Annotated in this window: 20 protein-coding genes; 5 read left to right on the top strand and 15 right to left on the bottom strand. The window is 49.1% G+C overall.

Going from position 1 to position 25,630, the window contains the following annotated elements:
- Window positions 1-226: 226 nt before the first annotated feature.
- The 4 genes from BN4_RS05880 (at window position 227) to BN4_RS05900 (ending at window position 5,299) form a co-directional block, all read left to right on the top strand.
- Complete coding sequence (locus BN4_RS05880; protein ID WP_015414453.1) at window positions 227-1,441, top strand: PAS and helix-turn-helix domain-containing protein; 1,215 nt, start codon at window positions 227-229, stop codon at window positions 1,439-1,441.
- Between the two features lie 850 nt (window positions 1,442-2,291).
- Window positions 2,292-3,605 carry a lysine 2,3-aminomutase gene (gene kamA, locus BN4_RS05890; protein ID WP_015414456.1) on the top strand — a complete coding sequence of 438 codons (1,314 nt, stop codon included), beginning with the start codon at window positions 2,292-2,294 and terminating at the stop codon, window positions 3,603-3,605.
- Window positions 3,595-4,434 (top strand): putative beta-lysine N-acetyltransferase, encoded by an 840-nt coding sequence (ablB, locus tag BN4_RS05895; protein WP_041720152.1) that lies wholly within the window; start codon window positions 3,595-3,597, stop codon window positions 4,432-4,434. The genes kamA and ablB overlap by 11 nt, the downstream gene beginning before the upstream one ends.
- A complete protein-coding gene (locus tag BN4_RS05900) occupies window positions 4,403-5,299 on the top strand; it encodes a YitT family protein (protein WP_015414458.1) in 897 nt (298 codons plus the stop codon). Before ablB ends, BN4_RS05900 begins: the two co-directional genes overlap by 32 nt.
- A gap of 316 nt (window positions 5,300-5,615) precedes the next feature.
- Here BN4_RS05900 and BN4_RS05905 read toward each other — a convergent pair whose 3' ends face one another.
- The 5 genes from BN4_RS05905 to BN4_RS05925 form a co-directional block, all read right to left on the bottom strand.
- Window positions 5,616-6,407 carry a dimethyl sulfoxide reductase anchor subunit family protein gene (locus BN4_RS05905; protein ID WP_015414459.1) on the bottom strand — a complete coding sequence of 264 codons (792 nt, stop codon included), beginning with the start codon at window positions 6,405-6,407 and terminating at the stop codon, window positions 5,616-5,618.
- Window positions 6,408-6,409: 2 nt separating this feature from the next.
- Entirely contained in the window at window positions 6,410-6,970 is a 561-nt protein-coding gene (locus BN4_RS05910) for a 4Fe-4S dicluster domain-containing protein (RefSeq protein ID WP_015414460.1), read from the bottom strand.
- Window positions 6,971-6,982: 12 nt separating this feature from the next.
- Complete coding sequence (locus BN4_RS05915) at window positions 6,983-9,232, bottom strand: molybdopterin-dependent oxidoreductase (protein ID WP_015414461.1); 2,250 nt, start codon at window positions 9,230-9,232, stop codon at window positions 6,983-6,985.
- Window positions 9,233-9,269: 37 nt separating this feature from the next.
- A complete protein-coding gene (locus tag BN4_RS05920) occupies window positions 9,270-9,839 on the bottom strand; it encodes a molecular chaperone TorD family protein (protein WP_015414462.1) in 570 nt (189 codons plus the stop codon).
- 118 nt (window positions 9,840-9,957) lie between these two features.
- Window positions 9,958-11,289 carry a LuxR C-terminal-related transcriptional regulator gene (locus tag BN4_RS05925; RefSeq protein WP_015414463.1) on the bottom strand — a complete coding sequence of 444 codons (1,332 nt, stop codon included), beginning with the start codon at window positions 11,287-11,289 and terminating at the stop codon, window positions 9,958-9,960.
- Window positions 11,290-11,365: 76 nt separating this feature from the next.
- Between BN4_RS05925 and BN4_RS05930 the strand changes: the two genes are divergently transcribed.
- Window positions 11,366-11,785 (top strand): hypothetical protein, encoded by a 420-nt coding sequence (locus tag BN4_RS05930; protein ID WP_015414464.1) that lies wholly within the window; start codon window positions 11,366-11,368, stop codon window positions 11,783-11,785.
- 305 nt (window positions 11,786-12,090) lie between these two features.
- Here the strand turns inward: BN4_RS05930 and BN4_RS05935 are convergent, their stop codons facing one another.
- The 10 genes from BN4_RS05935 to BN4_RS05980 all read right to left on the bottom strand — a co-directional run bounded on the left by BN4_RS05935 (window position 12,091) and on the right by BN4_RS05980 (window position 25,627).
- Complete coding sequence (locus tag BN4_RS05935; RefSeq protein WP_015414465.1) at window positions 12,091-13,488, bottom strand: nucleobase:cation symporter-2 family protein; 1,398 nt, start codon at window positions 13,486-13,488, stop codon at window positions 12,091-12,093.
- A gap of 394 nt (window positions 13,489-13,882) precedes the next feature.
- Entirely contained in the window at window positions 13,883-14,905 is a 1,023-nt protein-coding gene (locus BN4_RS05940; protein ID WP_015414466.1) for a molybdopterin-binding protein, read from the bottom strand.
- Between the two features lie 7 nt (window positions 14,906-14,912).
- Window positions 14,913-15,449 (bottom strand): helix-turn-helix domain-containing protein, encoded by a 537-nt coding sequence (locus tag BN4_RS05945; protein ID WP_015414467.1) that lies wholly within the window; start codon window positions 15,447-15,449, stop codon window positions 14,913-14,915.
- A gap of 38 nt (window positions 15,450-15,487) precedes the next feature.
- A complete protein-coding gene (locus tag BN4_RS05950) occupies window positions 15,488-18,214 on the bottom strand; it encodes a molybdopterin-dependent oxidoreductase (RefSeq protein ID WP_015414468.1) in 2,727 nt (908 codons plus the stop codon).
- The gene (locus tag BN4_RS05955; RefSeq protein WP_015414469.1) at window positions 18,211-19,077 is read right to left on the bottom strand and encodes an FAD binding domain-containing protein; all 867 of its coding nucleotides are present in this window, start codon (window positions 19,075-19,077) and stop codon (window positions 18,211-18,213) included. The genes BN4_RS05950 and BN4_RS05955 overlap by 4 nt, the downstream gene beginning before the upstream one ends.
- The gene (locus tag BN4_RS05960) at window positions 19,071-19,538 is read right to left on the bottom strand and encodes a (2Fe-2S)-binding protein (protein ID WP_015414470.1); all 468 of its coding nucleotides are present in this window, start codon (window positions 19,536-19,538) and stop codon (window positions 19,071-19,073) included. Before BN4_RS05960 ends, BN4_RS05955 begins: the two co-directional genes overlap by 7 nt.
- 3 nt (window positions 19,539-19,541) lie before the next feature.
- Window positions 19,542-21,707 carry a xanthine dehydrogenase family protein molybdopterin-binding subunit gene (locus BN4_RS05965; RefSeq protein ID WP_015414471.1) on the bottom strand — a complete coding sequence of 722 codons (2,166 nt, stop codon included), beginning with the start codon at window positions 21,705-21,707 and terminating at the stop codon, window positions 19,542-19,544.
- Between the two features lie 166 nt (window positions 21,708-21,873).
- Window positions 21,874-22,959, bottom strand: a complete 1,086-nt coding sequence (locus tag BN4_RS05970) for a 4Fe-4S binding protein (protein WP_015414472.1) — start codon at window positions 22,957-22,959, stop codon at window positions 21,874-21,876.
- A gap of 14 nt (window positions 22,960-22,973) precedes the next feature.
- Window positions 22,974-24,302, bottom strand: coding sequence for an amidohydrolase family protein (locus BN4_RS05975; protein ID WP_015414473.1), 1,329 nt, complete (start codon window positions 24,300-24,302; stop codon window positions 22,974-22,976).
- Window positions 24,299-25,627, bottom strand: a complete 1,329-nt coding sequence (locus BN4_RS05980; RefSeq protein ID WP_041720718.1) for a dihydroorotase — start codon at window positions 25,625-25,627, stop codon at window positions 24,299-24,301. Before BN4_RS05980 ends, BN4_RS05975 begins: the two co-directional genes overlap by 4 nt.
- Between the last annotated feature and the right edge of the window lie 3 nt (window positions 25,628-25,630).

The raw sequence follows: 25,630 nt of genomic DNA on the forward strand, positions 1-25,630 counted from the left end.
CCGCCCAACCACATCTCTCGCCCCCCTCCGAGCCTCTTGGAGGGGGGACTGGTTCCGACTCCTTGTAGCCCCCCTCAAACCGGGGATTTTTCAAATTGCACGGACACCGTCACAAGCATGGCCAAACAGAGGACGAGGAATTAAAAATTTCATAAAGAAGACCTCAACGATCTTTCATTGCTCATGTGAGGTTTTCATTGATCACCCTCCATGATATCTCTCGTTCATGAATGATACGATGACAAGGACTTCCCCACCTTCTGATCCGGGGGGCGTGGTTGAAGCATTCAGGGATACCATTTATTATACCGACACCTGCGGAAAAGTCCTTGAAGCCACAGGTGCCCGAATCAGCTATCTCCCCGCAATAGAGCCAAAAGGTATTCCTTTCTGGAAAATTCTGGACATAAAAGCAACTTCGCTTGCCGACGCCCTGCACAAATACCCACCGCTCAAAATCCACGAAATAACCGCTTGTGAGGGCAATAGTTTTTTACTCAGAATCATCCCTCTTCCTTTCACACACGGTTCACAGACAGGGTATATTGTCATCGCCACTGACAACCGCCCCATGGAAGCGCTTTATGAAAGCTATGAAGAACGACTCGAAGATAACATCACAGCATGGGCAGACTCCATAACCTTGTTCAATGCTTTTTTCGACACATCGCTCAATGCAACATTCCTGATCGATGATCATGGTATCATCATCGCAGCCAATACGGCTGCTCAAAAACAACATACCCGATCAGAGAATAACCTTGCCGGGGAAAACTTCCAGTGCCTGCTCGGGAAGCGGTTTCACTCTGGACTTCGCAACGCCATGTATACCATTCAGAATAAAGAGGAATGGAAGCAGAATGTCGTTGCTATTGATGGTGAGAATGAAGGTTTTCCCGCAGAGGCCACGCTGCGGAAAATCACTTTTACCGAATACTCGCTTTACCAACTCATTCTCCATGACCTGACGGAGCAGGAGGAACTCAAAGAGGACCTCCAGGATCAAAAAGACGAGGTAAAAGAAAAAGAAATAGCACTCAGGCAGGTCATCAAATCAGTCGAAGAAGATCGCAAAAAAATGCAGAAACAATTGACCAGTCAAGTCAAGAAACAGATGCTCCCAGCTTTGGAACGCATTACCACTTCAAATACACCGGAAATTCGCGAAGGATACAAAAACCTAATTGAAGACCAACTTGTCGACCTGGCCAACGACTCCTCCGGCGAATTCGACTCCGAACTGTTGCGCCTCTCCCCACGGGAAATGGAAGTATGCCAACTCATTCAACTGGGACGGAGTGGAAAGGAAATAGCACACCTCCTCAACATGGCCTTTGAAACAGTGCAAACGCACAGAAAAAACATACGCAAAAAAGTGGGCCTTCGAGGAAGAAAAGCCTCCCTTTATACATACCTACGCCAGAAACCTTCCCTCTCCTAAATCAGGCATACCTGAATACCCGAAACATACCCGTCTTCCCCCCTTGTTGAGAGTATTGGAAGCTGTTTGAATGATGCCGTAAAGCAAATTCTAACCTTGCTCGTGCATCAACAATGCAATTTTTATCCATGAAACACAAATGCAGTACAACGAAGAAAGTCATTTTCATTGTACCAATTCTAGCAGTCTTATTTCTAGCATTCATTGTCTCACTTCATAATGAGACTCTCAGTGCAAATTCCCAACTGGAAAATGCGCAGTTCATAATTATGCCGAGAAACTGCTACCTCAAAGTCCCCTAGGAGTCAGAACAAACCGGATTCATATACTCCTGGCCGTTCTCGCGGTCACGCTCTTCTTGATTGTGCGGCTGGCCGTTCTGAAGAGAGCACGGACTCACTTGTCCGAGTCAAAGAAGCGGGAAAAATCAACCTCGGTACGAGTGAAAGCTCTCATTCATTCATTTTTTACAACAGCAGCAATGAGTTAATGGAGTTCTAACGTTCTTCAGACCGGTTCTCTTACTCCTGCTTTGCAGTGCAACATCCGGCAACAATTTTCGCCCTGTCAAATCATGGCTCAATGTCGAGGAAACTGTCGTTCAACTGGGGAGACTCAATCCGATACAAAAAGCTCGGGACAAAAAAAGACTGAAGAAGGGGAAAGTCCCCCCCTGTCTTGGCCCCTAAGACCGTGCTTATTCACACATGAAATGGGATTTGCCTGCAAAATCGCTGAGACTGTGCCCTTCATGAACGAAGGAGTAATCCTGAAGAAGGAGATCCCATCGAACGAACTCAAGCCCGGACTCGTAAATTCCTGAGCCAGATATTTTAACCAAGGAGATACATTGCAAATATTCAACGAACACCAACGGGAAGTCGCAGAGACCTTACGTGAATCCGCATCCAAGTCGGATTGGACTGATTGGAAATGGCACATCCGCAATTCAATCAAATCCGTCAATGAAATCGAACGAGTTCTCGGAATCAATTTTTCTGAAGAAAAGAAGAAAACCCTTGAGCAGACAATCAACAAATTCCCTATGTCTGTAACTCCTTATTATCTTTCTCTCATTGATGTTGAGGACTATGAAAACGATCCGGTCTTCCTACAATCCGTCCCTTCACCCGAGGAACTGAGAATTGAAAGGCATGACATGGCAGACCCACTACACGAAGATGAAGATAGTCCTGCTCCCGGAATTACTCACCGCTACCCCGATCGGGTTCTCTTTCACATCAGTAACACCTGCTCCATGTACTGCCGACACTGTACGCGAAAGCGCAAGGTCGGCGATGTTGATTCCATTCCCTGCTCAGATGATTTGGAACAGGCTCTGGAATACATCCGCAAGACGCCGCAAATTCGAGATGTCCTGTTGTCTGGCGGTGATCCATTTATGCTCTCCGACAAAAAGCTGGACTGGATACTCACCAAAGTCCAAGAGATTGAGCATGTTGAGGTCGTTCGCATAGGAACTCGCATGCCTGTTGTTCTCCCGTACCGCATTACGGATGAACTCGTGAACATGCTGAAGAAGCATCATCCGATTTGGATCAACACCCATTTCAACCACCCCCGCGAGTTAACCACATCTTCACGCCGCGCACTGCAAAAAATGGCTGACGCAGGTATTCCACTCGGTAACCAGAGTGTCCTCCTGGCCGGAGTGAACGACTGCCAGCGCCTCATCAAAACGCTCAACCACAAGCTCGTGAAAAACAGGGTTCGTCCATACTATCTTTACCAGTGCGATCTCTCCGAAGGACTGACACATTTTCGGACACCCATCGGAAAGGGAATCGAAATCATAGAAAGCCTCCGGGGACACACCAGCGGATTTTCCGTCCCCACGTACGTGGTGGATGCACCGGGCGGTGGAGGGAAAATCCCGGTCATGCCCAATTATATAGTTTCCTGGGGACCAAACAAAGTGGTGCTCAGAAACTATGAAGGTGTTATCACGACATATAATGAACCGACTTCATACGAATCGAATTTCTGTGACCGTGAATGTTCCAACTGCAATCTTCAGCTCATGGAAGATGATGCGGAAGAAAAGGCGATCGGGATCGAAAAGCTCCTATCAGACTGGGATGATACCACAAGCCTCACCCCGAAGAACAATGAACGCATCAAGAGGAGAGACGATGCAGCCTGATGAAATCATACACCTGGGAGAATCAACAATTCAACACGGGCCTGCCAATGATCGAGTTTATCTGATGAAACTCGCTTCGGCAGACCTGCCCAACATCGTCAACGACATCTATGAACTGGGGAGACAACACGGCTACACCAAACTGTTTGCCAAAGTTCCTGCCCAGGATGTTGCTCACTTTGCCGCACTGGGCTTTATCGATGAAGCACGGGTTCCCTTCATGCATAAGGGGGAAACTGCCGGATATTTCATGAGCAAGTACATGGATCAGCGTCGTGGCATACCGCAAAATATCGAACGAATCTCCGAGGTGCTGGAGCTGGCGGACCAAAAGGCAGGGACACACTCAAGTCATATTTCAGACAACAGGATCATTCGACTCCGTCTTGAACATGCTGACGAGCTGGCCGAACTCTATGGCAAGGTTTTCACAACCTACCCGTTCCCTGTCAGTGATGCTGCTTTCATTGAAGAATCCATGAAGGAGAACACTGTCTTCTTCGGCATCATCTCACAGGGGCGGCTGGTGGCTGCCGCTTCCATGGAGATTGACACAGAGTGGCAGTGTGCGGAAATGACAGATTTCGCAACGCTCCCGCAACACAGAGGCACAGGAGCAGCGGGGGCACTCTTGCTTGCCATGGAATATGCGGCCAAAGATCTCACCCTCAAAACACTCTTCACCATAGCGAGAGCTGAAAGTTTTGGCATGAACATAGTTTTTGCCCGTGCAGGCTACCTCTTTGGCGGAACCCTGCACAACAACACACAAATAGCAGGCAAGTTGGAGAGCATGAATGTCTGGCACAAGCAGATCCTACCTCGGTAAAGGACCAACCTTTACAGTTAATATAGCATACACTGTCTGGTGGAACCTGTTGCTCATAACCGTAGGTGGCTTCATTGCCACCATCGGTATAAAAAGCATTGCGGTTCCACACGAGCTTGTTCCCGGCGGAATCTTCGGGTTGAGTTCGCTGCTGTATTATACGACCGGGAAACTGAATCCCGGCTGGATAAACCTCTTGTTGAATATTCCACTCTTCCTGTTCGCATGGTTCAAAGTCAGCCGCAGGTTCTTCCTATACAGCCTCTATGCAACACTTATCACCACCCTGTTTTATGAATTCATATCAATTTCTATTCCGATTCAGAACCAACTTTACGCAGCTGTCGCCAGTGGAGTAGTCACGGGATTCGGAGCAGGGATTGTTCTTCGATCCCTCGGCTCCAATGGAGGGTTGGACGTTGTAGCCGTCTACCTCTTCCAACGATTCAACATGGGAATAGGGAGGGTGTATCTCGTCTTCAACACACTTCTCTATTTCGGCAGCCTCATGCGACTTCAACTTGATGTCATCATCGCTTCACTCATCATGGTCTTCATTACCGGAATGATCATTGACCAGACCCTCTCCTTGTTCAGCCAACGCAAAGTCGTCTTTATCATTTCGAATTTTGCCAATGAGATAAGCAACGACATCCTGACTCAACTCAAACAGAGCGCGACATTCCTCAAGGGCTTTGGCGCATATTCGAGAAAGGAAAAAAACGTTCTGATGACAGTTGTCAACAACGTCCAGCTCAAAAAATTGGAAGAGATAACATTTACCCATGATGACGAGGCACTCTTCATAGTTGAAAACACCTTCTCTGTTACCGGCTCAAGCTTCTCGCGCAGAAAGATATACTGAGAAACAGACGAATGATTGCAATCAACAAAGATCATCTCACAGAAAGCACCACACACCCGACAAAACATCAACTGACCATGCATGTTCCACCAAACTCTCCACATGGACCCCACGGAAGGAGGTGCACGGTAAGAGGTGAGATCCCTGACACCATATGAATGGACAGCGATAATTCGCGAGAACTTTTATCATCTTTTTTACAGAGCAATATTACCGGGTCGCTGGCAATACACCCAATGCAACTCGTTCCGAATCAGCATTGACAAAAGGGGGAGGAGCGGATGCCCCCCCCTTTTTTATGACAGAATTTGAGTCGTCAATACAGAGCACCCATGTTGGCCGCAGTATGGATAGTATCGACAAAGAATCCGGCCCGCCCCGCCAGTTCGCCAAAGAGGACAAGGATAGGGAGCCACACAGGAATGGTTCTGGTTTTCACCATCACGGCAAGAGAAACCACCAGCACACCCACATGGGTCCAATACAGGCCCGATGCAAACCAGGCCTGCCCGGTCAAACGCATGACTTTTCCACCAGAAAGCCAGACACACGGCGCGACAAGATACAAAACCACCCCGACAACAAGCCCTGTCGTAAAAATACGCGCCAGAAGCGGCTGACGCTCTCCCCCGGCAAACCAGCTGGCGAATCCCGCGCCCAGAATTACGGCAGTCGTCAGGAAAAAGGTGGCAGGTAATGCATTGTTCACTGCGGGATATGCCGGTGGCGCATAGGTCATTCCAGTAGAAAAAATAACCACGAGCCCGAGGACCGCGCCAAGCAGGGCAAGCACTGGATTTCCTTTTTTGCCAACGCTGAACGCAGCGAGAATAGCCAGACCGACAAACAACCCGGCAGACAGAACCTCCCGGCTCAGCCACGCCGTGGAAAGATGCTTCAATGCATTGGGAGCACCAGTAGGATGCCCGAGATGAAAGAGTGAAGCGATGAGTCCCACAACCATCAAACCGGCTGTCATACGCCACTGGCGCTGGGCATTGTCACTGTCTACTCCGCCTCTCGCACGCACGGCAGCCGTAAGGGCAATTCCTATGGCCGCCTGAGAAAGCACTGTGAAAAAGACCAAAGGCAATTCAAATGATTGCATATCTATCTCCTCACCATCTTTGGGAATTTGGGCAATAAGAACCGTGTGGATGGATTCAATTTCGGCATCTTGGGATACCCGGCCGGGAACTGTACCTGACTGGTCTGTTCCATGGTGGACAGATCAACCAATTGCAAGGCGCCGGTCGGACAAGACTGTGTGCAGGCGGGCTGCAAGTCCGCGTCCAGGCGTTCATGACACAAACTGCATTTTTCTGCCCGCTTTTCCACCGGATTATACTTGGGCGCTCCATAAGGACAGGAGCGGATACAGTTGCCGCAGCCAATGCATTTGTCCTGGTGATGAACGACGACGCCATCACTTTCCCGCTTTGTATAGGCCTCTACCGGGCAGACATTGAGACAGGCCGGGTTTTCACAATGGTTGCAGGAAAGCGAAAAGAAAGCCCGCTCCCGATGAGGATAAATTTCCTCGTCCAGAGGATAAACCTGACGCCAGACCACACCTTCTTCCTGATGGTAATAATTCCGGCATGCCATGGCACAGGTAAAGCATCCGATGCACTTTTCGGAATCGACCAAAAAAGCATATTGTTTTTTCATTGTCATAATCCCTTAGACTTTTTCAACGTTGGCAAATTGATCATGAATGGCAACGCCGGGCGCGCCTGCCTTGAATGCCCCCATATCAGAGGATTCATCATCAACGAGATTCTGGACGTTGAAATCCGTTCCCTTGCCGAACCAAGCTTCGTACATGAGGAGACAATCCGCTGCCACATTATCTGTCAGCTTGACCCTGACATGCTGCTCCCCAACCTTGTTGAACACACGCACCATATCCAAATCATCAATCCCTTTTTCAGCTGCCGCCTTAGGATTCATGTAGAGGTACGGCTCCTTATTGTATTCCTTCATCCAGTCCAAATTAACAAACTGGGAGTGAATACCAAATTTTGTGTGAGGAGTGAGCAAGCGAAACTTGTCATAGGCTTTTCGCCCTTCTTTGAACTCGGGAAGCGCATCGTGACCATGCTCCTGGCATAGCTCTGACCTGAATTCATACTTTCCAGAAGGTGTACCAAATTTCATATCATGCCAAGCGGCCGATGATTTGAGCTTCGCCTTGACCGGGCCATTCCTGAGATCGGTCCAGTCATTGATGCCGAACAAATCGTAAAGCCCCTGATTGAACTCTTTCTCAGTCCATTCCTTTGTGTCGATCTCTGTTGGCAAAGTGCAGGATCCGGGTGAAAGTTCATTCATTTTTTTGGAAAGCAATGCTGCGATTTCAAGATTGGACTTGGCCTCGTGCAAAGGTTTGATTGCCTGTTCATTAATACTGAGCCAATAATGCCAATAGGAAGCATTCACAGACCATTCCTCGAACAGAGTCGTAACCGGCAGGACAATGTCCGAGTTGGCCACAGTCTCAGTAAAAAACTGCTCCACGGAGACAACCATCTCAAGAGTATCAAAAGCCTTCTGTAACTTCGGGCGGTCAAAATCTTGCCCAAAGGGATTCTTACAGGAAACCCAGAGCATCCTGATGGCCGGATCTTTGGTATCAAGAATTTCCTGAGCTGTTTTGTTAATGTTAACGGTGCGATCGGAATAGCTTGTCTCCTGATCCTTGGCGAGATGGAACTCTCCTTTGGCCGCAGCACCAACAAACCCCATGGACCCTTCAGGTTGTTTCTGAATGAAAGCATTGTAATTGAAGCCCCATGTCTGAAGGTGCCCGTATCTGGCCCCGCCCCCTTCTTTGCCGACATTCCCTGTCATGGCGACCAAGGCATCGATGGAACGAACGGTTGCCCCACCATTGGTGTGCCGTTGCAGGCCATATCCAATCCAAATGGTAGCCGGATCGGCAGAAGCGAATTCTTCGGCCACTTCCTTGATATCCTGAACTGGAATACCGCTCTGCCCAGATGCCCATTCAATGGTGACATTGGCGTTAAGATAGGCAACAAATTCATCAAAACCGATGCTATGTTGGTTCACGAACTCCCGATCAACCAACCCCATGTCCAGAATATGTTTTGCCATCCCGAGCGCCAAGGCTCCATCACTTGACGTCTGGGGCTGCCAGTAGACGTCACTTTTGGCCGCTGTCTGCGTAAAGACCGGATCTATGACTACAACCTTGGCCCCTCGACGCTTGGCCTCCATGATATATTTCATGGAATGCACCGAACACCATGCAGGGTTGGCTCCCCAGATAATAAGATACTTGGCCTTGACCATATCTTCAGGATCATTACACCACATATTGCCCATATCAAAATTCTGGGCATCAATACCAGCAGGCCAGCACGGAGTGCCAACAAAACGAGTCGTATAACCAAGCGAAGACATCATGCCTTCGACACCATAATTGGTAATGCCGAAATTTCCTGAATATTTTGTCAGGCCCAAACCCAAAAGCGAACCATCTTCTTCCTTGAGTTTTATTATCTTCCTGGCGATCATATCCATGGCTTCATCCCAGGAAACACGCCGCCATTTCCCGGATCGACGACCATCCTGAACCATCGGATATTTGATCCTGTCCGGGCTGTATGGGCGACGTGTGTACGCGTACCCCTTCACACACAGACCGCCGTGAGTAAAAGTCGATTCCTGTGCTCCTTCGATAAACTGGAGCACGCCGTCTTTTACGTAAGATTTGATACTACATGTATCGTAACAATTTCTGGGGCAGGCATTTCTAAAGACCTCATACTCGTTTTCGCTCAAGCCTTCTGCCGCAACAGCACTCCTTGGAATCAGGAACCGACACGGCAGCAGCGATGCCACCCCGGCGGCCGAGACTCCCTGAATGAACCGTCGCCTGCTAAGTGTCTTTTTCTTTTCAGTCATACAATCCACCTATTTGTCATAATAATATAGTTTCGCATTACACACGGGTCGGATCAAATGATTCAACGGCATGCTCAAGCCACATCTCCAATGCAGATGTTGCCATTGACACAGGTGCGCTCACATCATCTTGCCGCCGAGTTGCCCTGATAAATTCTGGCACCCATTCTCCCATGTGTTCAGAGACAAGCCAGAATCGAAGTGCTTCGACATCATCGCTTCCTTCTCCGCCCCCAATCGTTCCCAAGGCTTCAAAGGCAATCACTGCATCCAGCTCAAAGGGCAAGAAATCATCCGGAGTAGCCCCTTGGTCCGGGACAGAGAGATTGAGACAACGATAAACGTGCCTCACCTCCAGGGCTGGCTCGCCCATGAGGGTCGGTCTATCCTGATATGCTGAAGCGTAAGGTGGGGCTGGCACTGCTGCGGGACCGACAAAAAGCCGATTAAAATCATACTCAACATCGTTCCAATCGATTCCGGTATCAAGAGTCAGTTGAAAATGACTGGCAATGCTCTGCGATGCAACTCTGATATCAGCAGCATCCCGTGCGAAAAAAAAGTCCCGAAGTGCCGTGATTCCCGTACTCGATTTAGTACCGGGCATAGATTTTCACCTCCTAATAGTAACATCATACGTATTCCCTATGAGCTACGTATTATAAATTGGAGGAAAGATGACAGACGGGAAAATGGGGATTAATTGGGTATTGATACATACCCAATCAAGTTGTGGCTCCCATGGTTTTGAGGTGAGCATAGAGGCTGACACTTTTGCCGTGCAACCCAAGTTTTCGTCGAATATTCTTACGATGAGTCTGGACGGTTTCCAATGAAAGATTCAGGCTGTGGGCAATGTCCTTTGACGCATGCCCAGCTTGTATGAACTGACTTACTTTGTTCTCCATAGGAGTCAATTTGAGAAGCAAAGGGTCCGAAAGCGCGTTTCCCGAAGCAAGACGAGCCAACTGATCCCTCACCACTGTGACATATCCTTTTCGAATGGACAGATCATCCTCGAACTCAAGCCGTTCGAGGGCGGGAAGGACCAGATTGTTGATTTTTAAAGACACACCATCAAAAAACTCACCGCGCTCTCTGTCAATGCTTTGCAAGACATTACGGAGGGTTATATTCATCTCTTCAAGCTGTTCTTTTTCCTTGCGCAGTTCTTCTGTCCTCTCGGACACGATGCGCTCCAGTGTTTCCCGCTGCATGGCCTGCGCCGTCACATTGATCAACATGATCATAAATTCATCACTGGCCAAACTGACACTGCGCATGGGATTGATCTGCAAATGGTAGATATTCTCGTTGTCGAAAGGACTTATCTCAGATGACATTCCCACAGGATAGAACTTCATGAGCTCCTCTATGGACCGCCCCTCAATGGCAAGCGAATCCCAAATAGGCACGCCGACCACCTCCTCTTCGGGAAGCAATGCCCTTACCGCCATATTCACGCTGGAAACCAGACCATCACTTCCGACAACAAAGATGAGGTCGGAGGTCGAGTTGAGAATATTCTCGAATCGACACTTCTCAAAAGTCACGAGCCGATTGGCCTCATCAAGTTTCTTGGCCGTTATATCCGGCAGAGCCCGAGTCCAATCCGCGACAAACAGCACTTCGAGAGCGTCGCCGTACAAGCTGATGAGCCGCTGAACAACTCTTATGCTTTTATGGGAACCATTCAATTGTTCGACAACATCCAACAGGCTGTGAACAAATGTTTTGAAGCACCCCAAAAACAACTCAGCATCAACACCGCGCAGACGATGGCGCCTCGCAGATTCTATCAGAAACCGGCCCCACTCACCTTGATGTTGAATGAGCCACGGAAAGCCGGGAACCATAGATTCCTGCACGAGATGAACACGGACAGGTTCGAGAAACTCATCCAAGGCCTGAAGACAGTCAAACCTCTTGGCCGTGGTATGCTGAAGATATCCGGCTTCTTGCATACGAACCGTCCATCGTTCCAAAAAGTATTCCTTTTTATTGACAATGCCTGCCAACAACTCCCAACACATATGCGGACTCAACGTTCCCATCATGACATCCTCCTCATAGATATATACCCAGTACCTACCCACCCATTGCAATACTCATGAGAGAGCGTATTATCAAGCTATGAAGAAATATGACTGGATTCGACGAATCGCCATGACAAGCGGCCTGCTGTTTCTCCTTTTCCCCCTGCTCATCTCAACCAATAGTTTTGCTCAAGGGGACGAGCAAGCCTCGCCGCATCCAACCATGGAAATACATGGTGAAATGAAAACACACAGTATAATAACTGTTTTTTTCGATCTGAAAGACTCTCCCATCAGCAACGGCTCCTATGCTTCTGTCAACGTCCGAACACTTGAGGGACCTGGAAAATATGAACCGGAAGTCAAAAGAGGATTTCCCAGGACCACACTCATATTCACGGCTCCCGGAGTGTATAAAATCCGATTCATTCTCAATGAAGTCAGCAAACCGAGTTGCGGCGGAGTGAATGCCAGATTATTACTGGAAACAACCAGAAAGATGACTATTACCCCATAAGATATTGGAAGAATGAAAAGGGACAAGGGGAAACCGCCTGTGGCATGATTATACAATGGTTTCATCTCCCACAACTCAAGAGCTACACCCTCGAAAATCATATTCTCGTCTTTGACTAAAACGAAAGAAAAGACGGAAAAATATTATCCAATAAAAATCCCCCAGAAACCAATGTTTCCGGGGGATTTTGTTCATTTGCCAGCATCTGAGGAAAACGCCTTGGAACCCGACGCTCTTCCTCTATTTAATAATATTGTCTTGAATTACAGAGAACCCCATAAAGGAATTTCAGACGAATCCGCCCCTTAGACCATGTCTTCCATCGACCCTGCCGCAGGCTGCTCGTGAAAGCTGCGAGGGAGAATGATATTCAGGAGGATAGCTGTCAGCCCACCCGTAGTGATGGCAGAGCTAAAGACCCCCTTAAAGAAGGGAGGGAATGCCTGCAAAACCTGTGGAACGAAGACAACACCAAGCCCCAAGGCAAAGGATATGGCCATTATCAAAACACCCCGCCGATCAATAATGCTGGAAGCAATAATTCTGATACCTGCGGCTGCAACCGTCCCGAACATGATCAGCGTTGCACCACCCAGAACCGAACTGGGAATCACGGAAAAAACGCCACCAATGACAGGAAAGATACCAAAGAGAACCAGAAGACCGGCAATCCAATACCCAACATAACGACTTGCGACACCGGTCATCTGAATAACACCGTTGTTCTGGCTGAAAGTCGTGTTGGGGAAGGTATTGAAAACAGCGGCAAGAGCGGAATTGATTCCATCCCCCAGAATCCCGCCTGAAATACGCTTCATGTAGAGTTCCCCTTCCACCGGCTCGCCAGAGACCATGGAAGTGGCAGTTAGATCACCCATGGACTCGACGGTCGTAACCAAAAAAAGCAAAGCCATGGGAATGAGATGAGGCCAACTGATAGCCATGCCAAACTTGAAAGGAATAGGCAGAGCAATCAGTTCGAGCTTGGAGACACTACTGAAATCGACTTTTCCGAGCAACGCTGCCGCCACATAACCGGCTACAAGACCAAAAACAATAGCTCCCATGCGAAGCCACTTGTTGCTGCTTCTATTGAAGAGAATAATCACGACCAGCACGATGGCTGCCAGTGTCAGGTTCTGAGCATTGGCAAAACTCTCGGGTTTGTGGGCAAGAAGCCAGGCTCCGCCTCCCACATCGGTCAGCCCAACCTTGATCAGAGAAAGACCGATGAGCGTGACGACGATGCCACTGACCAGAGGAGTGATTATTTTGTTAAGCAAAGGAACAAAGCGACTGAAAATCATCTCCACCGGAGAAGCGAGCAGACAGGTTCCGAAAATCGAAGCCAGCATTTCCCCTTCCGACCCGCCAGCCGCTTTAACAGAAAGTCCGATGCCGATACAAAGAGACAAAAAGGTAAAACTCGTCCCCTGAATACTGAGAATACCGGACCCAATAGGTCCGATTTTACGGCATTGTATAAAAGTGGCTACTCCGGAGACAAAAAGGGACATGCTGATCAGATAGGAAGACACTTCTGTACTGAACCCAACAGCCCCGGAAATGACGATTGCCGGAGTGACGATACCAACAAAAATCGCCATTAAGTGTTGAAGGGCGGCGAAAAACGCCTTGGCAGCACTCGGACGATCTTCCAATTTGAAAATCATCTCTGAGACGGCCTGCTGATTGTTACTCATAAACTCTCTCTCCTTATACATTAAATCAAAACACTGAATCACGACATTTTTGTAAAACCGCAGCAGCCTCCACCTGAAAAAAGTCACTTTCAGACATCCAGAAAATACCGACTGATATTAGGGTAATTCGAAGATATGTAAGCAATACAGGCAAGAATCAATCTTTGAAGATATGACCGTTCCGCAGTTATCAAAAAAACGGAGAGGGGCATCCCCTCTAATTCTTCAAATTTGCAAGGACCGTACCTATCCCTTCTCGATTTCGAATCATTTTCCCCAAAAAAAAAAGAATCGATTGACGGGCAGGTTTTCCATTTCAGAGGTGGTGTTACCCCACTTGAATCACAGGAAAAAAAAAGACATCTCAAGGATGTCTCAAAGCAAGAATGTTTGACTATTTTCCAAATGGACAATGAGGGTAAAGACACTCGGGACAGTTGAGACAAAGGCCGCCGTGGGCCTTGTTCACTATAAAGTCACCGCTGATCCTATCTTTGGCAAAGAGACGGGGAAGCACCAAATCAAGCATGGTTGTCTTGTGGAACATCCCACAGGCGGGGACTCCGATAATGGGGAGGCTCTCCCTGTATGCCATCATGAACATGGCTCCGGGGAGTACAGGCGACCCATACGTTATTATATCGGTCGCAAAGTGGGCAATAACGGATGGCGTCAAGTCGTCTGGATCGACGCTCATACCACCGGCAAAGACCAGAAGGTCAACATCTTCAGCCATAACCATCTCGGCCTTGTCATGAAGAAAATCTCTCTCGTCAGGGGCATAGATTTTTTTGACAACCTGCCCACCGAGAGAAGCGATCTTCTGTTCAATGACATCGGAAAATGTATCTTTGATACGCCCTTCAAAGACCTCAGATCCCGTCATAATCAAGCCAACTTTCAACGGGTGGAAAGGTCTGACCTGCACAAGAGGGGTGCCCTCTCTGACAACACTCCTCTCGATATCCGACAAAACTTCCTTACCGATGGTCAGGGGGATTATCTTAACGCCAGCCAGCATATCCCCTTTTTGGACAATGGAATCGGTATGCCGGGTGGCAACAATAACTCCTTCCGCTCCATTGACGCGCTTCAAAAGTTCGACATCAATATCCAGTAATCCAGTGCAGGAGCTGAAAAGGCTGACTTTTCCCTCGGCTGGCTCAGCCCTTTCTACATGGGGTCCTTCCAGAAGCGTGGCCAGGAAGACGGCTCCATCATTCTCATGCAAAGCGTTGTCGGAAAGCTCAAAAACATAGAGGTGATTTTTCCCCATATCTTTTAAAACAGGGATATCCGACTCTCCAACAACATGCCCTTTTCTAAAGGCCACTCCTTTGCTCTTCCCCTTAACAATACGGGTAAGGTCATGGGCCAGTACTGAACCGACGGCTTTCTCTACTGCTATTTTTTCCACGGGAAATCTAAAACAATGGTGGCGTGATGGTTGAGATGAAAACCATCATCTCGGACCCCACGTTTTTTATCTGGTGGGGGATGCTTCCCTGATAGTAAATGGTATCCCCCTCTTCCAGAGAATATTCGTCTTCGCCGATGCGAATCCACATCTTCCCTTTCAAAACATAAGTGACCTCTTCACCCGGATGGGGCAGAGGCTCTTCGCACGTCATTGCTCCCGGCTCAAGTTCCCCCATGAACATCTCCATCTGACGATTCAAATCAGGACAAAGAAGCTCATAGGTCATATGAGAATTATGAAAATTCAGCTTGCGACGCTGATCCTTTTTGACCACAGCCTTTTGATCATCATCTTCCATGAGAAAGTAGAAAACGGGCACATTCAAGGCTCGAGATATCTTTCGAAGTGAAGTAACCGAAGGTTCAGCCAGATCCCTCTCGATCTGACTCAAAAAGCCTGGTGTCAAATCCGTCATTTCAGCCAATTTTTTTTGGCTGATACCAAGCTCAATTCTCTTTGCCTTTATTTTCCTACCCAGCATAAACTTCTCCAAGGTCAATCAAAATCGACTTGCTCATGTTATGATTTCAACGCTTTCAAGACCTTCTCAGGTTTCATAGGCAGGTGTGTCAACCTTTTCCCTATAGCATCATAGATGGCATTCGCGATGGCCGGAGCCAGAGGATTCAACCCGACCTCGCCCATTCCCTTGGCGCCAAACGGCCCTTTTTCCTGGGCTTCTTCCACATAGCTCGCTACCACGGGAGGCATGCTCTCACTCGTCAGAAGTCCGAAGGATTTCAGGTTCTGAGGGAGCATCTTCTCTCCATCCGAGACGAATTCTTCAGTCAATCCAAGTCCGACCCCCATGGCGACAGAGCCTTCTATCTGACCGATGACATTCTTGGGATGAATTGCCTTGCCGACGTCCTGAGAGGAATAAACCTTGAGCACTGTGACCTCTCCGGTCTGGGTGTTCACCTCCAAAGCCACAGCGGATGAAGCAAAACAATACGAATAATGGATATCATAAGTGGAACGGTCTTCCCCTTCCTTGTAGTTGGCATCGGTTCGATGAGCGTGAGTCTTAGGCGGATAGTAATCATGTTCAACCTTGGTTTCCACCCCATCCTTCCGAGCCTGATTCCAAGCATTTCTCAAGTGCTCGCATGAGACGATTCCACTCTCTGCCAGGTAGGGAGCAAGAGTCTTTTTCAATATTTGAGCCGCTTCCTTGACTGCGTTTCCAGTCACAAAAGTCTGCCGAGAGGCAGTGGTCATACCACCATCAGGACAGGTCAGGGTGTCGCAGGCGACCACGTCAATAAGCTCATAGGGAACGCCAAGGACACTTCCCGCAATCTGGGCACTCAAGGTATCCACCCCCTGCCCCATATCGGTCGCTCCAATACTGACCAAAATCCTCCCCTGTTCTGTCATTTCCACATAAGCGCCGGCCTTGTCTGCCAGACCAGTGCCGATGCCGACATTTTTGTAAGCACTGGCAAGGCCAAATCCCAGCTTGAGATGTCCTGGCCGCTCCACGGAAGAGAACTCTTCTTTCAATGCCAAAAGTCCCTTGTGGGCATCTTTCAAAGTATCAAGATAGCCGATGCCATCATGCAAAAGTTGGCCTGTACTCGTCTCTACTCCTTTGGTGAACCCGTTGATTTCCCGCAATGTAAATGGGTCCATACCGATGGCCTCGGCCAATTGGTCCATCTGACTTTCACAGGCAAAGCTGGCCTGGGTACTGCCGAATCCTCTGAATGCTCCATGAGGATTCTTATGAGTATAGACACCATAGGAATCAGCCTCCACATTCTCGACTTTATAGGGACCGGACGCCGTGACTGCGGAACGGAATATGACAGGTTTTGTCTGAGAGCTATAGGCTCCGGCATCACCAATGACTCTGGACCGCATGGCAGTGATGCGACCATCCCTGGTCACTCCATGCTTCATCCATATCTTCATGGGATGCCGTTTGGTGCTCATGCGAATGGATTCTTCGCGAGTCATGACCATTTTCACAGGCCTGTTAGTCAAGAATGTCCCCAAAGCTGCCAAGAGCTGCACAGTGGGTTCTTCCTTGCCTCCGAAACCGCCTCCTGTGGCCGTGAAAACAACCCGCACCTTGTCATCTTCAAGACAAAGATTTTCCTGAACCATCTTCTTGAAGGCCAGAGATCCCTGGCTGCCGGAATAGAGCGTCAGCACCCCATCAACCATCTTGGTCAAACAGGATTCCGGCTCTAGATAAGCGTGCTCCACGGCCTGTGTCTGATAAATATTTTCTATCACAACATCAGCCTGGGCAAACCCTTTCTCCACATCGCCTTTGCGGACACTCACGTGGTGAATGATGTTGTTATCAGTATCTTCATGGATACAAGGCGCACCATCCTTGATGTTCTCTTCAGCGTCAGTCAAAGGTTTCAAGACCTTATACTTGACAGAAACCCTGGAAGCTCCAAGCCTGGCTGCCTCGAGAGTCTCTCCATAAACACACGCAACCACATCACCGAAATATTTTACTTTATCCTGACACAACACAGGCTGTTGCGGGACAAAAAGTCCAAATTTATTTATACCAGGCACGTCACCAGAGGTCGCGACCCTCGCAATACCGTGGACAGCATCGGCTTCGGCAGTCTCTATGGCAAGAATCTCTGCGTGGGCGTGTTCACTAAATACGGGGACCCCGTAAAGCACCTCATCTTCCTTGAGATCTGCAGCAAAGATGGGCGCTCCGACAACCTTGGCAATACCGTCCTTCTTGGGAACATTAGCACCGATATAATCACCCCTATCAAACGTTCCGGAGGTCTGCTGAATATCCCCCCGCATGATGGCGGCAGCCTTGTGTATGGCCCTGAAGATCGCACCGTAGCCGGTGCAACGGCAAATATTATGCCGCAGAGCATGTCGCATTTCCTCATCCGAGGGGGAAAGAGTGCGGCCCAGCAAAGCCTTGGCCGCCATGATCATACCCGGAGTACAAAAACCGCATTGTACGGCACCTTCTTCAATGAAAGTCGCCTGCAAGGGGTGCAGCTTGTCTTCAGTCCCAAGGGACTCAATGGTTTCGATCGCGCTCTTATCACAAGACCCCATGGTCACAAGACATGAACGCTTGGCTTGCCCATCAATGACCACGGTACAGGTTCCGCAGTGCCCTTTCCCGCAGCCGTTTTTAGCACCCATAAGCCCCTGCTCCTCACGCAGGAAATCGAGCAGTCGGCGTTTTGGATCAACCAAGGTTTCTACTTGTTTACCGTTGATCGTGCATCTGATGGTTTTCATCTCGCCCCCTTATATTGATCCATATGATTTGTTGTCAGGTAGTGGGATAAAAGATTCAGAGCCACTGTTTTTCTGTATTTTGCTGTTGATCGTTGATCGTCGATAGGTGTCAAAAGGGAGAAAAGATTCTCCCTGAGAAGCGTTGTATCCAAATTAGCAAGAGGAAATTCCTTTCCCAAAATGAGGCTCTTGATTGTATCATTGAGCAGAGTGACTCGAGGGCCCATGGCCCCGAAAGCGGCATCCATGTCGATGACACTCTTGTCATCGAGGAGAAGCCGCAGGGCAAAGGAAGCTTTTGAAATCGCATCAGCCTTGCGATTCCCCATCTTCTCGAAGACATAAAAATACCTTTTCGACAAAAAGGCTTCGTTGATCCTGATCATGATCAGCAGTTCGTTTCCCTTGCGCCCGGTTTGACCAGGACCGGTGATAAACTCTTCCAAAGGAAGAACTCGCTCCCCTTCCTTGGATGCCAGAACGACCTCTGCCTTAAAAAGGAAAAGTAACGGCAGGGCATCTCCCGCAGGAGAAGCATTGCAAATATTGCCCCCGAGGGTTCCCTGGTTGCGAATGGCCGGAGAGCCGATCTGGGACAGAGCTTTTTTGAAAACCACGGGGACCTCTGCCGCCTTAATGATATTGGCATACGTCTCGCAGGCTCCGATACAGAGGTATCCCTGTTCTTTCCAAACACCCTTTAATTCCTTGAGATCACCTATGAAAAGTGGTGGCAGAGCATGCTTCATGGCCCCACCCTTGAAACGAATCATCACATCAGTCCCGCCAGCAACCGGCATGAAGGGCTCCACCTGCGCCAGGCGCAGTGCATGGTCCAGACTGGAAGGGATAGAACCTACCACAGTCCACCCCCATTTTTCGCAGCCAAAAGAACTGCCTCGAAAATCAAATTATAACCGGTGCAACGGCAGAGATTGCCGGAAAGGGCCTCCTTCACTTCAGGAAGGGTCGGATCAGGATTTTTCACAAGCAGAGCATGGGAAGCCAAAATCATCCCTGGCGTACAGAACCCACATTGCACCGCACTACAGCGTGCAAAGGCCTCATCAAGACACTTGAACTGAGGTGTCCCCTTGAATCCTTCTATGGTCAACACAGACTTTCCCGCCACATTGGCCAAAGGATAAATACAGCTAGTATGCAGTGTGTCATTGATGAGAAGACTACATGCCCCACACTCTCCTTCGCCACACCCCTCCTTGCTGCCCATGAGACCAAATGAACTGCGTAGAACATGTAGAAGAGGTGTCGAGAGAGGAGAATTCACAGAAACAATTTTATTATTCAATGTAAAAGAGATCATTATCTATTTTTCCTCTTGATCGCCAAGAACCTCAAGAACGTGTTCCGGGGTAAGCGGGAGTCGGTGAAAGACAGCCCCAGTGGCATCCTCGACCGCGTCGTGCAGGGCGGGGCTTCCACCTATAAAAGTCAACTCCCCCGCGCCCTTGGCTCCAGAGGGTCCATTCTCATAGGGATTATCATAAAGATGACTCTCGATAAGCGGAATATCCATGGCTGTGGGCGGACCATAATCGGAAATGGTCCTCTGATACATAACACCATCATGCCGTTCCATATTTTCCATGTACCCCCAGGCAACTCCCTGAGTCACACCGCCGTCGATCTGACCGCGAAGGACCCGTTCGTCAATGGCCTTGCCCACATCATAAGAAGCATCAATACGATCCACATCAATATGGCCAGTTAGGATATCCACCGTGACTTCGACCATATTTACTCCCCACGAATAGGCGGGGTAGGCATCTCCGGTAAGAGCATTTTCATCCCAGGGTATAGTTGATTCATCGTGAATATACTCTTCGGTCACGACCTGTTCCTCACCTGACACCCATTTATCTTTCAAACGCAGGGCCGCCCTTTCCAGAATTTTTCCCACGATCATGATGGTCCGGGAGGCCACAGTGGGACCGGAATCCGGCACACAAGCGGTGTCCGGATACGGAAAAGTGATTTTCCGGTAATCAATGTCCAGGGCCTGCCCAACGATCTTACTCATGGTGGTCAGCAACCCCTGCCCCATGTCAACATTGGCGATACGAATAGTGACGTCATCAGCACCATTTTTTTCCAGACGAACCACTGATTTGATGTAGTCCCGTTCCCCGCTGCCGGTAAAACCACAGCCATGAAGGAAAAGCGAAGTTCCGATGCCCTTACGATAGCGGGGATTGCTCCTATTCAACTCCGTGAAGTGTCTTTTTTTGCCTTCGTAGCCAAAACGACTTTTCACATCGTGGATCATGGTGGGCAACAGGACAGGGTCTCTGAAAAGGCCACCTGTCACTGTCGGACTTCCTTGGGCGACGAGATAGTGTTGCTTGTATTCCAGAGGGTCTATGGAAAAATCACGAGCGATATGGACCATATGCGCTTCCAAGGCAGCAGTACTTTGAGGCGCACCGAATCCGCGAAACGCTCCATTGGGGACATTGTTGGTAAAAACCACATACCCCTGTACCGAAACATGGGGGATGGCATAGACACCGATGGAATTGATAAGCGCCCGCTGAAGCACCACGGAACTCAGTCCCTGATTGGCCCCGCCATCGAAATAAACCTCTATGTTCATGCCCAGAATCTCCCCGTTTTCATCCAGGGATGTCCGATAGCGCACCACGGCAGGGTGGCGCTTGGTGGTGAACATCATATCTTCATGACGGTCAAAGGTCAGAAGAATGGGCTTTTTGATAATGGAAGCAGCAACCGCAACCTGACACCCTATGGAACAGGGGAAATCCTCCTTGCCCCCAAAGGCTCCTCCGGTGGGCGACTGGATAATCCGGACCTCATCATCGGATAATGCCAAGGCCGACATGACCGCTTTTTTCACATAATAAGGGCACTGCATACTCCCTTCGACAGTCACCCTCCCCTCGGAATCAATGAACCCTTTCACAGTTTGGGGTTCCAGATAGACATGTTCCTGCAGGGGAGTCCTGAATTCCTCGACCTTGACTAAGTGGGCACGTTCCTCGACATCAAGAGACTCTTCCCGTGGGCATCCCAGGGAATAACTCACCATGTGTTGGATATCAGGAGTACAGCGGCTTTGAAAATCAAACACCGGAGTATGCATTTCATACTCCACCTTGATGGCATCGCTTATACCATGAATAACATCCCGGTCCCTGCCGACGATCAAAAAGATCGGCTCACCGACATAGGTCACAGTTCCGTCCGCAAAGACAGGCTGATCCTCCACCATGAGCTTGACGAAGTTTTTCCCCTTAATATCCTTGGCACCGATGATGTAATAGCCTTCGGGCAACTCAGGCAAAGAACAGGAGACTATATCAGCAGCAGCCTCCGTAGAGCGAAAGAGTCGGGCATAGAGAAGTCCCTCTTCCGCAATATCGTTCAGATAAAGCAAGGAGCCATCACATTTCTCACGATGATCCTTTTTTACCACAGAACTGGCTGTCGATTTCAAATCCAAACATTTTCCCATATATTCACCTGAAGAGTTGGAACCTGATAACTCCAGTATACATCAAAGCTTTTCAAACAAACGGCGAATTCCGTCACAACTTCGCCCAGTGTTCAATTCCAGTAACAATCCATGTCCTCAAGAGATCGGCAAACCAGATGCCATCAAACCGAAGTGTCCCGAGACTCTAGACACCATAGGTAATGGCACTCTTCGGGCAAAGGGACCGGCAAAAGCTACAGCCGAAACATTTCTCTTGGTTGACACGAATGCCATCATCCTCGTGGGTCAGAGCCATGTAAGGGCACGCTTTCACACAACGGTCACAGAGAATACATTTTTCAGCATCAATCCTGGGAAGGCAGACCTCATACGAAACTTGAGGAATGATAAGATCCGTCTCTACCACCTCCTGAACAGAGGCGAAGCCATAGTGGACCAGTCTTTCTGGAAGATCGTTCAGTATCGTACGGTAGAGATCCACTCCCTTGAGCATGGCGGCAGAGAGCATTTGAACGGCGCTTGCTCCGGCCAGCAGAAATTCCAAGACATCATCGGCCGTCGCGACCCCCCCCACACCGATGATCTCACATTCCGGAAGAGCTTTCTTTATGCGGGAGATGAAGGCCAGAGCGAGAGGCTTGATGGCCGGTCCGGACATCCAGACCTCTCCTTGACTATTCCCCATGGAAGTGGAGCGGCTTTTGAGATCAATGGACATGGCCGGTCCCAGGGAATTGATGGCAACAATACCATTGCCACCGTTTTCCAGCACCATTTCGCAGAAAGCCACGGGATCTGGCATATGGGGAGACATCTTCATGAAAAACGGCTTATCCGTCATGGAACGGATTGTCCTGATCGTCTCCCTGATGACTGAAAGATCCTTGCCAACGTAATGAGTGGATATTTCAAAGGCATCGGCAAAAGGGTCCAGATGAGGAATCAGCCCTTTCATGTCATCCTTTGTATACCCCATGCTGATAAGGAGAGGGATATCAAGCTTGGGCCTGACCGCCGGAAGGATTTCATCCTTCCACGTATCCAGAGCATACTCGGACCAAAGCTCAGCATTGGTCACATAGTTTTTCCCGGACTGAATACAGGGACGGGGAACGTGCGCTCCTTGCAGCGAAATGGTCTTACTGACCATCCCCCCTACGCCCCGCTCGTACAGGGCCATCATTTTTTCCGCATCCCCGACCAGAGGGCCAGAAGCTGGGAGAAGAGGGGTCTTGAACTCCATACCGGCTACGCTTGTCTTCAAATCCATTCTACTTTCCCTTCTCAGTTTGAAATTTCATTCCATAATTTCCGGGCACAATTGTGCGCCTCGTCATATTTATAGACATCCTCGTCGGCCAAGCGTCCCTCAGCGACCCGCATCTCTCCGCGACTCCACACAAAAGAAGGTCTCAAATTATCCAAAAGACCAAAAAAGAAATGCCCAAGCATATTATCTTCACATAACGGGGTAATAGGCTGGTAAGGGATGATGAAAAAATCAGCATCAAACCCCTTTTGCAAGCGTCCAATTTGACAGCCCAATAAAGTATTCACATACTCATATGTCCAGTTGATGCTCTCTGCCAGCCAACCAAGCTGAAAGCTACCCGGACCATGGACAAGCTGGTAGGTAAACAACAGATTCTGGTAATCTCTGGTCATGCCGAACCCCAGACCATCATTGCCGATCATCCAGGGAATACCGAGGTCAACCGTCTGCTTGACAGGGGGAAGACCAACGCCGTTATTCATATTGGACGTGGGGTTGAAAACCAGGAAACAGCCTCGCTCCTGCAAAATTTCGAATTCCCGCTCCTCCATATGGACCCCATGAGCAATGAGGCTGCCGCTCTGCAACAGCCCGAAATGATCGAAGCGTTCCATGATGGTCTTCCCGCACTCTTCTCGAGTCCAATCCACATCTTCCCGGCTTTCGGCAACATGGACATGCACCGGAGCAGAATCGGAAGCGGCTGCGATTCTTTTCAGGGAATCATCGGACAAACTGAAAGAAGCGTGCATACCGAACAGCCCACCACACAATCCCGTCCCTTCCGCTTTCTGCAAGGTATGAAAAGAAGCATTCTCTTCCATGCACTCATCCAGATCGAAACGATCACTGGTTTCGAAACAAAAAAGTGCCCGCAAACCGCCTTCGGTAACAGCACCCTGTTTCAGGGCGCTCAGGCTCCCCTTGATGAGTTTCCCACTGGCATGGTGATCAATAATTGTGGTCACCCCGTTTTTCAGGAATTCCCCTGCACCCACCAGCGCACTCAAAGTGACCTCATCTTTCCCAAGAAACCGATCGAGTTTCCACCACAGTTGATCAAGCACATCCTGAAAAGAATGGGGATCGAAGGGAGTCAGCCATCCCCGTGCAAAAGTGGAATAGAGATGGGTATGCGCCGCCACAAGTCCGGGCAACAGGAAGCCACCCTTTCCATCTGTCTGGTTGCAGTCGTTTCGAGACACCCCCCACTCCGCGAGAACTCCATCAAGTTCACTCATGCGCCCGGTCGCCAGAATTTTTTCCTCGAACAGAACAAAACAATCTGTTTTCAATTCCTGAAAATCATAGGTGGAAACATTGATTATGAGATTCTTCATCGGCACTTCCTCCGTATGAATTGACCTGAATTTTCGTGAAAGACTTCATCAATCATGACCGCACTTCCTCGGACAAATGTTGCGCAGATCACACCTTGCCCCCGGACCCCGAAATAAGGAGAAACAGAGCCATCCCTCTTCAAGTGCTCATGCCAAGGCATATTTGCGCCAAATGTATAAGATCTTTCAGGATCAAAAATTGCTATATCACCGTCACTTCCTTCCCGTATGGTTCCCTTTCTGGGGTAGAGACCGTGAACCTTGGCACTTTCATGGGTCATTTTGGAGAGCACTTTTGCCCCAAAGAGATTGAAAAGGACGGGAAGAGTATACGGAATTCCTTCTATTCCATTGGGAATATCATCAAGGCAGGCATGATCTTTCTCTTCTTCCCGGTAGGGACAATGATCAGTCGCGAGGGTCGTAATATCATCAATATACGCCCGCAATTTTTCCTTTTCCAGAGCCGGACGCAAGGGCGGGGTCATCACATATCGATACCCTCGACTGCCCTTATAGACGGCTGAGTCAAACTGGAAATAATGAGGACAACTTTCAAGCAGGAATCGTCCCTCTCCCAAAAGCTGTGCAAACCCCTCTTGCAACTTCTCAATGGTAGTCCCGCAGTTGGTATGCACTATGTACCCATACCCGCCCGCATATTCGAAGACCTGCGCCAGCTTCATCACTTCACTTATTTCTGAGAGAGGCGGTCGACGAAAACCATGGGCGGCAACCAGAGCTGCCGGAGATTCGTCTATCATCTCGTTATTTTCAGCGTGGATGAGGATGGTAAATCCTGATTTCTCAGATTCCCGACACAATTTTGCCAAGAGAATATCTTTGGTCTGCCGCCCCGTGGAGCTATAGGTCGTGAACAGCTTTATGGACGGCACCCCCTGAGCTATCAGAAAGTCACTCAATTCCTCCAGGGGATCGTCATACCCCTTGATGGTCGGATGAAAGCTGAAATCGATATTACAATCGGCAGCATCCAGCATCCTTTGGGCAAGGGCAGCTTTCATCTCATCAAGCCCGGAAGACGGGTTCAAAAAATCGATGACAGTCGTTACTCCGCCATAGGCAGCCAAAACAGAGCCGGTATAAAAATCATCTCGGGAATACGTTTCTCCAACCCCCAGGTGAAAATGAACATGAGGATCGATAAGCCCAGGTAAAACCCATTTCCCCTTGGCATCGTAAGTCGTGGCCGCCTTGAAAGGCTCCTTGCCTATTTTTTCAATAATGCCATCTTTTATGAAAACATTGGTTTTCTCGAACCGGCCTTCCCTGTAGACAAGGCCATTGATGACAACAAGGTCCATACT

Origin of the sequence: Pseudodesulfovibrio piezophilus C1TLV30 (assembly GCF_000341895.1) — a bacterium.
In the GTDB taxonomy this organism is placed as follows: Bacteria; Desulfobacterota; Desulfovibrionia; order Desulfovibrionales; family Desulfovibrionaceae; genus Pseudodesulfovibrio; species Pseudodesulfovibrio piezophilus.

Excerpts from the sequence above, each read along its gene's own strand:
- BN4_RS05945 (WP_015414467.1), bottom strand. The coding sequence starts at position 15,449 with ATGCTGGGTAGGAAAATAAAGGCAAAGAGAATTGAGCTTGGTATCAGC.
- BN4_RS05970 (WP_015414472.1), bottom strand. The coding sequence starts at position 22,959 with ATGGATTTGAAGACAAGCGTAGCCGGTATGGAGTTCAAGACCCCTCTT.
- BN4_RS05915 (WP_015414461.1), bottom strand. The coding sequence starts at position 9,232 with ATGACTGAAAAGAAAAAGACACTTAGCAGGCGACGGTTCATTCAGGGA.
- BN4_RS05905 (WP_015414459.1), bottom strand. The coding sequence starts at position 6,407 with ATGCAATCATTTGAATTGCCTTTGGTCTTTTTCACAGTGCTTTCTCAG.
- BN4_RS05900 (WP_015414458.1), top strand. The coding sequence starts at position 4,403 with ATGTCTGGCACAAGCAGATCCTACCTCGGTAAAGGACCAACCTTTACA.
- ablB (WP_041720152.1), top strand. The coding sequence starts at position 3,595 with ATGCAGCCTGATGAAATCATACACCTGGGAGAATCAACAATTCAACAC.
- BN4_RS05975 (WP_015414473.1), bottom strand. The coding sequence starts at position 24,302 with ATGAAGAATCTCATAATCAATGTTTCCACCTATGATTTTCAGGAATTG.
- BN4_RS05965 (WP_015414471.1), bottom strand. The coding sequence starts at position 21,707 with ATGGGAAAATGTTTGGATTTGAAATCGACAGCCAGTTCTGTGGTAAAA.
- BN4_RS05960 (WP_015414470.1), bottom strand. The coding sequence starts at position 19,538 with ATGATCTCTTTTACATTGAATAATAAAATTGTTTCTGTGAATTCTCCT.
- BN4_RS05910 (WP_015414460.1), bottom strand. The coding sequence starts at position 6,970 with ATGAAAAAACAATATGCTTTTTTGGTCGATTCCGAAAAGTGCATCGGA.
- BN4_RS05930 (WP_015414464.1), top strand. The coding sequence starts at position 11,366 with ATGAAGAAATATGACTGGATTCGACGAATCGCCATGACAAGCGGCCTG.
- BN4_RS05925 (WP_015414463.1), bottom strand. The coding sequence starts at position 11,289 with ATGATGGGAACGTTGAGTCCGCATATGTGTTGGGAGTTGTTGGCAGGC.
- BN4_RS05950 (WP_015414468.1), bottom strand. The coding sequence starts at position 18,214 with ATGAAAACCATCAGATGCACGATCAACGGTAAACAAGTAGAAACCTTG.
- BN4_RS05980 (WP_041720718.1), bottom strand. The coding sequence starts at position 25,627 with ATGGACCTTGTTGTCATCAATGGCCTTGTCTACAGGGAAGGCCGGTTC.
- BN4_RS05880 (WP_015414453.1), top strand. The coding sequence starts at position 227 with ATGAATGATACGATGACAAGGACTTCCCCACCTTCTGATCCGGGGGGC.
- BN4_RS05920 (WP_015414462.1), bottom strand. The coding sequence starts at position 9,839 with ATGCCCGGTACTAAATCGAGTACGGGAATCACGGCACTTCGGGACTTT.
- BN4_RS05935 (WP_015414465.1), bottom strand. The coding sequence starts at position 13,488 with ATGAGTAACAATCAGCAGGCCGTCTCAGAGATGATTTTCAAATTGGAA.